Source organism: Actinomadura scrupuli (assembly GCF_050971785.1).
Lineage (GTDB): Bacteria > Actinomycetota > Actinomycetes > Streptosporangiales > Streptosporangiaceae > Actinomadura_E > Actinomadura_E scrupuli.
The window spans coordinates 654366-667254 of the sequence record NZ_JBPCCU010000003.1 but is presented as its reverse complement, the minus strand read 5'-3'; the positions used below and the strand labels follow the sequence as shown (position 1 = coordinate 667254).

Here is a 12889-nt window from a genome sequence, read left to right as displayed (position 1 = left end):
GCTGGAAAGGACGCTCAGATGGCCGAACGCAGAGTGATCATCGGCTCTTCCGGTGGCCTGCACGCGCGCCCGGCGAAGCTCTTCGTCGAGGCGGCCGCACGGCAGCCCGTCGCGGTCACCATCGCCGTCGGCGACCGGCGGCCGGTCCCCGCGCACAGCATGCTGTCGGTGCTCTCCCTCGGAGCCGTGCACGGCAGCGAGGTCACCCTGCGCGCCGAGGACGCCGACGCGGCGGGCGCCGAGCGCGCGCTCGACGCCCTGGCCGACCTGCTCGCCCGTGACCTGGACGGCCAGGAGCCCGGCGACGGCCGGCCGGCGCAGGAGCCCGCCGGTGCCTGAGCTGCTGTACGGCATCGGCGTGAGCCCGGGACTGGCGGCGGGCCCCGTCCTGGTGATGGGACCGGCGCCGGTGCTGCCCCCCGTACGCCCGGTCACCGATCCCGAGGACGAGATCGCCGTTGCTGAGAACGCCCTCAAGACCGTCGAGGCGGACCTGCGCACCCGCGCCGAGGCGGCCACCACCAGCGCCGGCCGGGAGGTGCTGCAGGCCCAGGCCATGCTCGCCTCCGATCCCGTCCTGCTGGACGACGTCACCGCCAGGATCCAGCGCGGGCAGGACGCGCCGCGCGCCCTGCGCGCCACGTTCGACCAGCACCGCAGCCTCCTGAGCTCCGCCGGCGGCCAGTTCGCCGAGCGGGCCGCCGATCTGGACGACATCGCGCACCGGGCGCTCGCCGCCGCCCTCGGGCAGCCGATGCCCGGCGTGCCCGCGCCGGGCCACCCGTTCATCCTGGTCGCCGATGACCTGTCTCCGGCCGACACCGCGACGCTGGACCCGGCGATCGTCCTGGGGCTGGTGACCCGGCGCGGCGGCCCGACCAGCCACACCGCGATCCTCGCCCGCTCCCTGGGCCTGCCCGCCGTGGTGGGCTGCGGCGGCGTGCCGGCCGCGCCGGAGTCCCTGCTGGCCACCGTCGACGGTACGACCGGTCAGGTGCGCATCGGGGTCCGCGAGGACGAGGTGGCCGACTACCGAGACCGGGCCGCCGCGCAGCGGGAACTGCTCTCCGCGGGCCGGGGGCCCGGGCGGACCGCCGACGGGCACGCGGTCGACCTCATGCTCAACATCGGCTCCGCGGCCGACCTGGCCGGGGTGGACCTGGCCGACGTGGGCGGCGTGGGGCTGTTCCGCACCGAGTTCCTCTTCCTGGGCCGCCACGAGGAACCCGGCGTCGACGAGCAGGTGGCCGCCTACGCCGAGGTCTTCGGCGCCTTCGACCACGGCACCGTCGTCGTGCGCACCCTCGACGCCGGGGCCGACAAGCCCCTGCCCTTCCTCGGCCTCCCCGACGAGCCCAACCCCGCCCTCGGCCTGCGCGGCCTGCGCGTGGACCGGCGCCGCCCGGACATCCTCGACACCCAGCTGCGGGCCATCGCGCTGGCCGCCGCCCGGACGCGCACCGAAGTGTGGGTGATGGCCCCCATGGTCTCGACACCGAAGGAGGCCGCCGGGTTCGTCGAGCGCGCCCACGACCACGGCCTCGCCACCGCCGGCGTCATGGTCGAGGTTCCGGCGGCCGCGCTGCTGGCGGACCGGTTCCTGCGGGTCGCGGACTTCCTCAGCATCGGGACCAACGACCTCAGCCAGTACACACTGGCCGCGGACCGGCAGACCGGTGACCTCGCCGACCTGCTCGATCCCTGGCAGCCCGCGCTGCTCCAGCTCGTCGAGCGCTGTGCGGCGGCCGGCAAGGACAGCGGGAAGCCGGTCGGTGTCTGCGGGGAGGCCGCGGCCGACCCGCTGCTCGCCCCCGTCCTGGTCGGCCTGGGCATCAGCAGGCTGTCCATGGCGGCTGCCGCCCTGCCGGCCGTGCGCGCACAGCTCGCCCGCCACAGCCTGCCCGCGTGCGGGCGTCTTGCCCGGCGGGTCCTGGACGCCGACGACGCCACCGGCGCGCGCGCCGCGGCTCGCGGGGACTGACCCCCAAGCGACCGGTCCACCGGATCACCGCGTTGGGAGCGAAGAAGATTCTGCCCGGCGAGAGACGCTCCAGCGGACGCTCACCGATCTGATCGACCTCGGCCCCTGCCCGATACCGGCCGGCTACGGGGTGACCGCCGCCGCGCGCGACCGGTCGGCGGCGATGCGCAGCGCGAGCCCCGCCAGCACCGTGCCCATCACGTAACGCTGCGCGCGCAGCCACGCCGGCCGGTCGCCCAGGAACGCGGCGACCGAACCGGCGCCCAGCACGATCAGCGCGTTGACCGTCAGGGCGATGACGATCTGGGTGAGCCCCAGCGTGAGGCTCTGCACGGCGACGTGGCCGCGCGCCGGATCCACGAACTGCGGGAGCAGCGACACGTACAAGATGGCGATCTTCGGGTTCAGCAGGTTGGTGACCAGCCCCATCGTGAACAGCCTGCGCGGCGGGTCGTCCGGCAGCGGCCTGGGCGCGAAGACCGAGTCGCCGCCCGGCCGCACCGCCTTCCACGCCAGCCAGAGCAGGTACACCGCGCCGCCGAGTTTGATCGCCATGTAGACGGCGGGCACCAGGGCGAACAGCGTCGCGATGCCCGCGGCCGCCGCGACGAGGTAGACCAGGAACCCGGCCGCGACCCCGGTCAGCGAGACCAGCCCGGCCCGGCGGCCCTGCACCACCGACCGCGACACCAGGTAGATCATGTTGGGGCCGGGGGTGAGGACCAACCCGAGCGCCACCGCCGCGATGCCCACGAACGCACTGATGCTGACCACGGCCCTCCGCCTCCCCTGACACGACCTGACGCACACCGGCACAACGCACATCGGCACAACGCACCGGCACAACGCACCGGCACAACGCACCGGCACGACGCACCGGCACGACCAAGGAAGAGCCTACGGCCCGACGATCACCGCAGGCAGCCCGGTACGGGTCCGATGCCCGATCCGGCGATGTGCCCGACGGCCCGCACCCCCGGCAGCCGATCCGCGGGCCTCACCGCAGCGGATCGGTGGACCTGCCCAGATAGGTGAGGGGCCCCGGGTCGGTCACCGGCAGTTCGCGAAACCCCAGCCGGTCGTAGAACAGGCGGGCGCCGCGGTTGGCCGTCACCATCCCCAGGTGCACGCGCGGCGCCCCGGCCTCGCGCAACGCCGCCAGCAGGGTCGCCATGAGGGCCCGGCCGTGGCCGGCGCGCTGGTACCGCGGAAGCAGGTCGATGTGCAGGTGCGCCGGGTAGTCGGCAAGCTCCGGCAGCACCATCCGCTCCGGGGTGTACATGAGCTCGATCATCTGCTCGTCCGGGGTGGCCGGGGCCTGCGCCCGCGGGTAGCGCCCGCCGACCTCGGGCAGCCACAGCCGGCGGTACGCCGCGGCGAACGCGGCCGTGTCCGCGGTGCCGATCACGTAGCCGACCACCCGCTCGCCGTCGTCCAGGACGAACGCCAGCCGCGGCTCCAGACGCAGGTACGGGCCCGCGAAGATGTCCGGCATCAGGTCCGGATCCCGGTAGATCCCCCGGGCGTCACCGCCCTCGTGCGCGGTGCGCACGCAGACGTCGTACACCTCGGGCAGGTCCTCGGCGCGGTACGGCCGGATGACCGCCTGCGGCCGGGGCCGTACGGTCGGATCGTCCATGCGTGCCCCCCGTCACTCCACCATGTCGATGAGGTCCGCGACCGAGTCCACGATCTGCGACGGCCGGAAGGGATACCGGTCCACCTCGGTACGCCGGGTGACGCCCGACAGCACCAGGATGGTGTGCAGCCCGGCCTCCATCCCCGCCACGACGTCGGTGTCCATCCTGTCGCCGATCATCGCGGTGGTCTCGCTGTGGCCCTGCACGGCGTTGAGCCCGCTGCGCATCATCAGCGGGTTGGGCTTGCCGACGAAGTAGGGGTCCACCCCGGTCGCCTTGGTGATCATCGCGGCGACGGCGCCGCAGGCCGGCAGTGACCCCTCGGTCGACGGGCCGACCGGGTCGGGGTTGGTCGCGATGAAGCGGGCTCCGCTGTCGATGAGCCGGATCGCCTTGGTGATCTGCTCGAAGCTGTAGTTGCGGGTCTCCCCCAGCACCACGTAGTCGGGACTGAGGTCGGTGAGGACGTAGCCGGCCTCGTGCATCGCCGTCGTCAGCCCCGACTCCCCGATGACGAAGGCCGAGCCCTCCGGCCGCTGGTCGTTGAGGAACTTCGCGGTCGCCAGCGCCGACGTCCAGATGGCCTCGACCGGGACCACCAGCCCCACGGCGCGCAGCCGGGCGGCCAGGTCCCGCGGGGTGTAGATCGAGTTGTTGGTCAGCACCAGGAACCGCCGGCCCGAGGCGGTCAGCCGGCGGATGAACTCGTCCGCCCCGGGAACGGGCAGGCCCTCGTGGATCAGGACACCGTCCATGTCGGACAGCCAGCACTCGATCTTCCGTTCTCGCATGCGGTCATTCTCCCAGGTCGTGATCCCACAAAGGCCGGTCTGCCCCAAGTGCCGGATTACCGGCGAAATGCCGGGCATGCAGGTCTTTCCGCGCCCGCTTTCCGGCCGCCACGAACCGCTCCGATCCGGCTCTGACGATCTTCTCTGGAACGTGCCCGGACATGCGATAGTGGCACGATGAGCGACGTGAGCGCCGTTCCAGGCCTCTCCTCACCTTTTGCCCTGACCCGCCTCGGCCTGCTGCTCGCCCGTGACCCCTACGCCGGATTGCGGCGCATGTACGACAAGAACGGGCCGGTCTCCGGGTTCGGATTCGGCCCGGTGAAATACGTCCTCATGCTCGGCCCCGAGGCCAACGCCTTCGTGTTCGCCAACTCCGGCCTGTTCACCTGGCGGGAGGCGTTCGACGTGCTCGTGCCGGTCAACGGCGCGACCTCGCTCATCGTCAGTGACGGCGAGGAGCACCGCCGCCGCCGCAAGCTCGTGCAGCCCGCCTTCCACCGCCGCAGGATCGACGGGTACGTCACCCGGATGGCCGCCAACGCCGACGAGCTCATCGACACCTGGCGGCCCGGGCAGCGCGTCGACGTCTACGCCGCGCTCCGCGACCTCGTACGGCGCAGCACCGTGGAACTGCTGTTCGGCCCGCGCCTGGCCGCGGACGCCGACGTCCTCGGCCGCAGGCTCCAGCACGCGCTGAACGCGATCGACCGGCCCTACAGCATGCTCGTCCTGATGCGCGCACTGCCCAACCCGGCCTGGCGGCGGGTGCTCAGCGCCCGCGCCGCCGTCGTGTCCCGGGTCATGCGGGAGATCGCCGAGCGCGAGGACGACCCGGAGCCGTACGACGACGTGCTCGCGATGCTCATGCAGTCCCGCGACGAGGACGGCGGCGGCCTCACCGACGTCGAGCTCCAGGACCAGGTCATCAGCCTGATCGCCGCCGGGTACGAGACCACCAGCGCGGCACTGGCCTGGGCGGTCCAGGCCGTCCTCGGCGACGACGCCGTACGCGAACGCGCCCGGCACGAGGTGCGCACGGTGCTGGACGGCGGCCCGCTCACCGCCGACGCGCTCCAGCGGCTCACCTATCTCGACAACGTCGTCAGCGAGACGCTGCGGCTCTACCCGCCCGCCGTCATGAGCGCGCGCAAGGTCGCCGCGGAGTTCACCTTCGAGGGGCGGCGCATCCCCCGGGGGACCATGGTCCTCTACAGCCCGTACGTCACGCACCGGCTGCCGGAGGTGTGGCCCGAACCCGAGCGGTTCCGGCCGGAGCGCTGGGACCCGGCCGACCCCGGCCACCGGCCCCCCACCCCCGCGACGTTCCTGCCTTTCGGCGGGGGCCCGCACCGCTGCATCGGCGCCGGGTTCGCCACCACCGGGATCAAGGTGGTGCTCGCCCGGCTGCTGTACCGCGTCGAGGCGGAGCTGACCGGCGGGCCCGCGCGGCCGACCAGCATCACCGCGATGCGGCCCCGCCACGGCATCCAGGTGGAGATCACCGAGGTGCGCGCACCCCTGCCGGCGTGAGCGGGCGGGCACGGCTCATCCCGTGACCCGGCGGGCGGCTCCCAGCGCGCCCGCGAAGGCCTCCAGGGCCGCGGGGTAGGCGTGCTCGGATGCGGCGGCATAGCCGACGAGAACACCCTGCGCGTCACCGTGCAGACCCCCGTGCAGGTCACCGTTCAGGTGGCTGCGCAGGTCGGCATGCGCGTCGGCGCGGTCATGCCAGAGCTCCGACAGGCCGCGCAGCGCGATCCCCCGCCGCTCGCACTCGGCCAGCACCTCCGGCTCGGCGGGGCCGTCATCCGGCAGGGTGATCAGCGTGTGCAGTCCGGCGGCGACGCCGTGCAGCACCAGGCCGGGCAGAGGCTGCCGCGGGCCCGGACCCAGCCGCCGCACGAGCAGGTCGCGGCGGCGCCGGTAGCGCAGCCGGCCGGCGCGGATGTGCCGGTCGTAGTCGTGGCGGGTGATCAGGTCGGCGAGGACGAGCTGGCCGAGCGCCCCGGTGTGCAGGTCGGCCTGGAACTTCGCCTCCACGACCGGGCCGACCAGGTCGGACGGCAGCGCCATCCAGCCCAGGCGCAGTCCCGGCCCGAGACTCTTCGACGCCGAGCCGCAGTAGACGACCCGGTCGGGGGCGATGCCCTGCAGGGCGCCGACGGGCCGGCGGTCGTAGCGGTACTCCCCGTCGTAGTCGTCCTCGATGACCAGGCCGCCGGACGCGCGCGCCCAGGCGCACAGCTCGTGCCGGCGCCGTGGATGCAGCGGCGCCCCGGTCGGGTACTGGTGCGCGGGGGTGACGACCACCGCCCCGGGCGCGCCCGACCCCCGGCCGGCCAGGACGCCGGTCAGCGCGTCGGCACGGGCCCCGTGCCGGTCGACGGGCAGGGGCAGGACGGTGAGGCCGGCCCGCCGGACGACCTCGCGGTAGGCCTCGTGGCCGGGATCCTCCATCGCGACGGCGGTCGTGCCGGACTCGGCCAGCACGCGGGCCAGCAGGCCGAAGGACTGGTACGAACCCGAAGTGATCACGATGCGGTCCGGGCCGGTCAGCACTCCCCTGGTGCGTCCGAGGTAGCCCGCGAGCGCGGTGCGCAGCTCGGCACGCCCCTGCGGGTCACTGAGGCCGTGGATGTCGGCGGGCGCGGTGGTCAGCACCCGGCGGGTCGAACGCGACCAGGCGGCCGCGGGGAAGGCGGCCACATCGGGCCGGCCGGGACGCAGATCGTGCTGGGGCGCCGCCGTCCCCGGGGCGGGCCGGGCCGGGGCGGGGACCGGTGCGGGCAGGTCGGCGACCCTGGTGACCGCGCCCTGGCGCGCGGTCAGATACCCCTCGGCGGCAAGCTGGTCGTAGGCGGCCGTCACCGTACCGCGGGAGAGCCCCAGCTCCCCGGCCAGCTCTCGCGTCGAGGGCAGCGGGGAGCCCGGCGCCAGGCGCCCGTCCCGGACGGCCTCGCGCAGGGCGCGCTCCAGCCCGGCCCGCCGCCCGCCCGCGGTGTCGACCTCGAGGTGCAGGTCCAGGCCTCGACTGGACCAATTTCCCGGCATGGCACTGGATCTTATGTTCGGTCCGGTCGGTCCGTAGGTTCGCGGTGCGGGGCCACGGGGCGTGCCCGGACGGCCATCGCGTTCACGACCCGGCACCGAGATCAGAAGGAGGCGCGACGATAATGATCGTTTTCGCTCACCTCAGTGACACCCACCTCGACGGCACGCCGCGCAGCACCGCACGGACGACAGCGGTCATGGACTACCTGAACGGGCTGCCCTACGACCTCGACGCGGTGCTGGTCACCGGTGACGTCACCGACCACGGCCTGCCCGCGGAGTACGAGCAGGCCCGCACGATGCTCGCCTCCCGGCATCCGGTGCTCGCCTGCCCCGGCAACCACGACGTCCGCACGGCGTTCCGCCAGGTGCTGCTCGGTGAGCCCGCCGGTGACGGCCCGGTCAACCGGGTGCACCGCACGGACGCCGGGGTCTTCGCGCTCTGTGACTCCTCGATCCCCGGGCGCGACGACGGCCACCTCGCCGACGAGACCCTCACCTGGCTGGAGACGGTCCTCGACGGCACACCTCGCGACCTGCCGGTGATCGTCGCCTTCCACCACCCGCCCGTCGTCCTGCACAGCCCGCCGCTGGACGCCATCCGCCAGTTCGGCGAGCACCGGCTCGCCGGGCTCATCGGCCACCACCCCAACGTCGTGGCGCTGCTGTGCGGGCACGCCCACAGTCCCGCGGCCACCACCTTCGCCGGCCGGCCCCTGCTGGTGGCGCCCGGCGTGGTCTCCACGCTGACCTTGCCCTGGGAACGGCCCGCCGACGGGGTCGTCGACCACCGGCTCCCACCGGCACTCGCCTTCCACGTGCTCGACGACGACCGGCGGCTCACTACGCACTACCGGGTCGTCGCCTGAGCGGGGTCACCCGTGCGCCTCCGGCACGACACGGCCTCCGTCACGCGGGACGACCAGGCCGTTCTCGTAGGCGAAGACGACGAGCTGCGCGCGGTCCCGGGCACCCATCTTGGTCATGGCCCGGCTGACATGGGTCTTGGCGGTGATGGGGCTGATCACCAGCCGGGCGGCGATCTCGTCGTTGGACAGGCCGCGGGCGACCAGCGCCACCACCTCGCGTTCCCGGTTGGTGAGCACGTCGAAGCCCGCCGCCAGGCTCACCGACGGCGGCCGGGAGACGAACTCGCCGATCAGCTTGCGGGTGATGGCCGGTGAGAGTAGCGCGTCCCCCCGCGCCGCGACCCGTACGCCGTGCAGCAGGTCCTCGGGCTCGGTGTCCTTGACCAGGAAGCCGCTCGCGCCCGCCCGCAACGCCTTGTAGACGTACTCGTCGAGGCCGTAGTTGGTCAGGATCACGACGTGGACGCCGGCCAGGCGCGGGTGGGCGGCGATCTGCCGGGTCGTCTCGATTCCGTCCATCACCGGCATCTGGACGTCGACCAGGGCGACGTCGGGCAGGTGCCGGGTGGCCAGCGCGATGGCCTGCCGTCCGTCACCGGCCTCGGCCACCACCTCGATGTCGTCCTCGGCCTGCAGCAGCGCACGGAAGCCCGCGCGGATGAGCGTGTGGTCATCGACGATCAGCACCCGGATCACGAGAGATCCCCCACCGGCAGCTCGGCGCGGACCGAGAAGCCGCCCCCGGTCCTGGGCTCGGCCCGCAACCGGCCGCCGAGCGCGGCGACCCGCTCGCGCATGCCGACCAGCCCCACCCCGGGCGCCGCGGTCCCCTCCGCCGGGCCCCGCCCGTCGTCGTCCACCTGCACGGTCAGCTCGTCGGCGCCGTAGCGAATGTGCACCGACGCCGACGCCGGACCGGCATGCCGGGAGACGTTGGTCAGCGCCTCCTGGACGATCCGGAAGGCGGCCCGGTCGACGGCGGCCGGCAGGGCCCGCCGGCTGCCGCTGACCGTCACGGTGGCGGGCAGGCCCGCCGACCGCGCCCGCTCCACCAGATCGTCGAGCCGGTCGAGCCCGCTGCCGGTCGTCTCGTCCTCGGGCCCGCGCAGGACCTCCAGGGTCGCCCGCAGCTCCCGCATCGCCTCCCGGCTGGCCTCCTGCACGGCGAGCAGCGTCTCGGGCACCTCCTCGCCCCGCTTGCGGGCGAGATGGATGGCCACCCCGGTCTGCACCTTGATGATCGAAATGCTGTGGGTGAGCGAGTCGTGGAGCTCCCGCGCGATCCGCAGCCGCTCCTCCCCCGCCCGGCGGCGCGCGGCCTCCTCGCGGGTGCGCTCGGCCTCGGCCGCACGCTGCTCGGCCTGGTCGACGTAGGCCGCCCACTGCCGGAACGCCTCCCCCAGCACCCCGCTCGCCACCAGCCACCCGGCCAGCAGCACCCGGTCCTGGAACACCTGGCGGGCGGCCTGCCCGTGCACCAGCGTCAGATCGGTCAGCACGACCGCGACGAGGGCCGCGCCCGGCACCGCCACGATCCGCCGGTGGCCGCTCCTGACCGCGGTGAACAGGGCGACCATCACCGGGACCGCGGCACCCACGCCCGGGTAACCGCGCAGCAGGTAACCGAGCACGCAGCCCGTCGTGACCAGCAGCACCGCGATCGGCGCACGCCGGCGAGCCGCCAGGACCAGCCCGCCGACCGCCAGGAGCACATAACCGAGCGGATCGATCTGCGTACGGCCGGGCGGCGCGGCCCCGGCACCGGCGACCACGCCACCGGCGATGACGACCGCCAGCGCCGCGTCCCGTGCGTACGCCCGCCATGCCCGCTGGGTACTCATGTGCGCACCCTAAACCGGGCACCGGCCGCCTCACCTCCGGCCCGGTGAGGAGATCGGCACTGCTTCCCGCGTAGTACCCGCCGGCCGCCTGCGTCCCCCGAGGCAGCCGCAACAGCCTCCCCACGTGCGACGACGCCGCGCCGCCCGGCCCGCGAGGATCGGCCCATGACCACCCAGGACCACCAGGCGAACCGCCGAGGGAGACCCATGAGGACCTACCACCACACACATGAGCACGCGGCCGCCGCACGGGCACTGCGCGGTGCCTTCACCGGGGGCGTTCATCTGCCCGGCGACGAGCCGTACGACCGCGGACGGCTGCCGTGGAACCGCAGGTTCGACCCGCGCCCGGTGATCGTCGCCGAGGCGGCCGGCCCGGCGGACGTCCGCGCCGCGGTCCTCACCGCACGCGAGCACGGCCTGCCGTTCGCCGTCCAGGCCACCGGGCACGGCACCGTGACACCGGCCGACGGCGGCCTGCTGCTGAAGACCTCCCGGATGGCGTCGGTGCGGGTCGACCCCCGGCGCCGCACCGCCACGGCCGGGCCCGGGGCCCTGTGGTCGGACGTCATCACGGCCGCCGCCCCCTTCGGGCTGGCGCCGCTGTCCGGTACGCCGTCGATCGGGGTGACCGGCTACACCCTGGGCGGGGGGACCGGATGGCTCTCGCGCAAGTACGGCTTCGCCGCCGACAGCCTGGTGCGTGCGGAGGTCGTGACCAGTGCGGGCGAGCCGCTCACGGTGGGACCCGGCAGCCATCCCGACCTGTTCTGGGCGCTGCGCGGCGGCAGCGGCAACTTCGCGGTCGTGACCGCCCTGGAGTTCCGGCTGTATCCGGTCACCCAGGTCTACGCGGGCATGTCGCTGTACCCGATCGAACGGGCCGCCGAGGCCCTCGCGTGCTACCGCGACCGGGCCCCGCAGGAGCCGGACGAGCTGAACACCGCGGTCATGCTGCTGCGGATGCCCGCGGACCCGCAGGTGCCCGAGCCGATGCGCGGCCGGGCGCTGCTGGCCATCCGCGTGTTCCACCTGGGATCGGCCGAGGACGCCGAACGGCGGCTCGCCCCGCTGCTGGAGACCGCCGGGCCCGCACTGGTGGACGGCTTCGCGTCGAGGGACTTCGCGGCCGCGGGCACGGCGATCGCCGGTCCACCGCCGCCTCCCATGGCGTCCGGACAGCACATCGACCTGTTCCGGGAGCTGCCCGACGGCCTGCTCGCCACGCTGGTCGAGACGGCGGGCGCCGGGGCGGACGCACCGGCGGGCGCCGTCGAGCTGCGCCACTGGGGCGGCGCGATGGGCCGGCCGGCCCCGGACGCCGGCCCGGCGGGCCACCGCGACGTGCCCTTCTCCGTCATCGCGACGGCCTCCTTCGATGGCGCTCCTCGGGGGGAGGCCGTCCAGGCCCACCTGGACGGCCTGGCCGCCCGGATGCGGCCCTACGCCACCGGCGGCTCGTTCCTGAACTTCCTGAGCGACCCCGCCCGGACCCCGACCGCCTACACCGAGCAGAACTACGCGCGTCTGGCGCAGGTGAAGCGGACCTGGGACCCGGACAACGTCTTCCACGGCAACCACAACATCCCGCCCGCCTGATCAGATCGGAGCCCGGCAGATGCCCACCCCCTTCCGCTATGTCAGCCCGGTGACGACAGAGCGGGCCACCGGCCAGGTCGCCGGCGTCTACGCCCAGCTGGCCGCCGACTTCGGCCTGGCCCGCATGCCGCTGTTCATGACGCTGTCTCCGGAGCCCGGCGTGCTCGCCGCCACCTGGGCGCTGTTGCGTGAGTCGCTGCTGGCCGGCCGCGCGCCGCGTACCGGCAAGGAGGTCGTCGCCACCGGAGTCTCACTGGCCAACCGGTGCCCGTTCTGCGTCGACGCGCACACGGTCCTGCTGCACGCCACCGGCGCCCATCGGCTGGCCGAGACGCTCGCACGCGGGCAGGCCCCGGCCGACCCGGAGCAGGCGAGACTGCTCGCCTGGGCGACGGCCACCCGTACGCCGGGGGCGCCGGAGCTGGCGGCACCGCCGTTCCCGGACGGGCTCGCCCCCGAGTACATCGGGACCGCGCTGGCCTTCCACTTCATCAACCGCATGGCCTCGGCGCTGCTGACCGACAACCTGCTGCCCGGCAACCTGCAGCGCTCCCGGCTGGTCCGCAGCCTGAGCGGACGAACCCTCGGGCGCGCCGTGCGCAGGCGGCTGCCCGCCGGGGACAGCCTGCCGCTGCTGGCCGGCCTGCCCACCGGACCGGCACCCGCCTGGGCGGCCGGCGCGCCGGTCGGGACGGCCTTCGCGGCGCTGCGTGCCACGGCGACGACCGGTGGGGCGTTGCTGGGCGAACCGGCGCGCGCCACGGTGCTGAGCACGGTCACCGGCTGGGAGGGGGGCGCCCATCCGCCGCTGGCGGACGGGCGGCTGGACCGGCCGCTCGCCGCGTTGCCGGCCCCTGACCGGCCCGGCGCCAGGCTCGCGCTGCTCACCGCGCTCGCGCCATACCGGATCACCGATGCCGACGTCACCGGCTGGCGCGGGACCGGCCGCACCGACGCCGAGCTGGTGCGGCTGCTCGCCTTCGGCGCCCTCGCCGCCGTCGAGCGCGCGGAGCGGGCCATCACCGGCACGCCGGTGGAAGCGGGCGTGCCGGACCGCTGAGCCGCGTGACCGGATCACGGGCCACCCATTCTCAGCGTTGACTTATATAAACAG

The 12889-nt window shown here is 74.3% G+C and carries 12 protein-coding genes; 6 read left to right on the top strand and 6 right to left on the bottom strand.

Features of this window, described 5'->3' with window-relative positions:
• The first annotated feature begins 18 nt into the window (after positions 1-18).
• A complete protein-coding gene (locus ACRYCC_RS17345; RefSeq protein ID WP_433813252.1) occupies positions 19-339 on the top strand; it encodes an HPr family phosphocarrier protein in 321 nt (106 codons plus the stop codon).
• Entirely contained in the window at positions 332-1981 is a 1650-nt protein-coding gene (ptsP, locus tag ACRYCC_RS17340) for a phosphoenolpyruvate--protein phosphotransferase (protein WP_433813251.1), read from the top strand. The genes ACRYCC_RS17345 and ptsP overlap by 8 nt, the downstream gene beginning before the upstream one ends.
• A 123-nt stretch (positions 1982-2104) precedes the next feature.
• Here ptsP and ACRYCC_RS17335 read toward each other — a convergent pair whose 3' ends face one another.
• The 3 genes from ACRYCC_RS17335 to ACRYCC_RS17325 all read right to left on the bottom strand — a co-directional run bounded on the left by ACRYCC_RS17335 (position 2105) and on the right by ACRYCC_RS17325 (position 4412).
• Positions 2105-2755 (bottom strand): LysE family translocator, encoded by a 651-nt coding sequence (locus ACRYCC_RS17335; protein WP_433813249.1) that lies wholly within the window; start codon positions 2753-2755, stop codon positions 2105-2107.
• Positions 2756-2978: 223 nt separating this feature from the next.
• Positions 2979-3620 carry a GNAT family N-acetyltransferase gene (locus tag ACRYCC_RS17330; protein ID WP_433813248.1) on the bottom strand — a complete coding sequence of 214 codons (642 nt, stop codon included), beginning with the start codon at positions 3618-3620 and terminating at the stop codon, positions 2979-2981.
• 12 nt (positions 3621-3632) lie between these two features.
• On the bottom strand, positions 3633-4412 hold the full coding sequence (locus ACRYCC_RS17325; RefSeq protein WP_433813246.1) for an HAD-IIA family hydrolase: 780 nt from the start codon (positions 4410-4412) through the stop codon (positions 3633-3635).
• A 177-nt stretch (positions 4413-4589) separates the two neighbouring features.
• Between ACRYCC_RS17325 and ACRYCC_RS17320 the strand changes: the two genes are divergently transcribed.
• A complete protein-coding gene (locus ACRYCC_RS17320; protein WP_433813245.1) occupies positions 4590-5945 on the top strand; it encodes a cytochrome P450 in 1356 nt (451 codons plus the stop codon).
• Positions 5946-5960: 15 nt separating this feature from the next.
• Here ACRYCC_RS17320 and pdxR read toward each other — a convergent pair whose 3' ends face one another.
• Positions 5961-7466: a MocR-like pyridoxine biosynthesis transcription factor PdxR gene (gene pdxR, locus ACRYCC_RS17315; RefSeq protein WP_433813243.1), complete on the bottom strand. Its 1506-nt coding sequence runs from the start codon at positions 7464-7466 to the stop codon at positions 5961-5963.
• Between the two features lie 122 nt (positions 7467-7588).
• Here pdxR and ACRYCC_RS17310 point away from each other — a divergent pair, with 122 nt between their 5' ends.
• Positions 7589-8335, top strand: coding sequence for a metallophosphoesterase (locus ACRYCC_RS17310; protein ID WP_433813241.1), 747 nt, complete (start codon positions 7589-7591; stop codon positions 8333-8335).
• A 6-nt stretch (positions 8336-8341) separates the two neighbouring features.
• Here the strand turns inward: ACRYCC_RS17310 and ACRYCC_RS17305 are convergent, their stop codons facing one another.
• A complete protein-coding gene (locus tag ACRYCC_RS17305) occupies positions 8342-9031 on the bottom strand; it encodes a response regulator (RefSeq protein ID WP_433813240.1) in 690 nt (229 codons plus the stop codon).
• On the bottom strand, positions 9028-10176 hold the full coding sequence (locus ACRYCC_RS17300; protein WP_433813238.1) for a sensor histidine kinase: 1149 nt from the start codon (positions 10174-10176) through the stop codon (positions 9028-9030). The genes ACRYCC_RS17305 and ACRYCC_RS17300 overlap by 4 nt, the downstream gene beginning before the upstream one ends.
• A gap of 207 nt (positions 10177-10383) precedes the next feature.
• Here ACRYCC_RS17300 and ACRYCC_RS17295 point away from each other — a divergent pair, with 207 nt between their 5' ends.
• Together ACRYCC_RS17295 and ACRYCC_RS17290 are read left to right on the top strand one after the other, a co-directional pair.
• A complete protein-coding gene (locus ACRYCC_RS17295; RefSeq protein WP_433813237.1) occupies positions 10384-11775 on the top strand; it encodes an FAD-binding oxidoreductase in 1392 nt (463 codons plus the stop codon).
• 19 nt (positions 11776-11794) lie between these two features.
• The gene (locus ACRYCC_RS17290) at positions 11795-12835 is read left to right on the top strand and encodes a carboxymuconolactone decarboxylase family protein (RefSeq protein ID WP_433813235.1); all 1041 of its coding nucleotides are present in this window, start codon (positions 11795-11797) and stop codon (positions 12833-12835) included.
• Positions 12836-12889 lie beyond the last annotated feature (54 nt).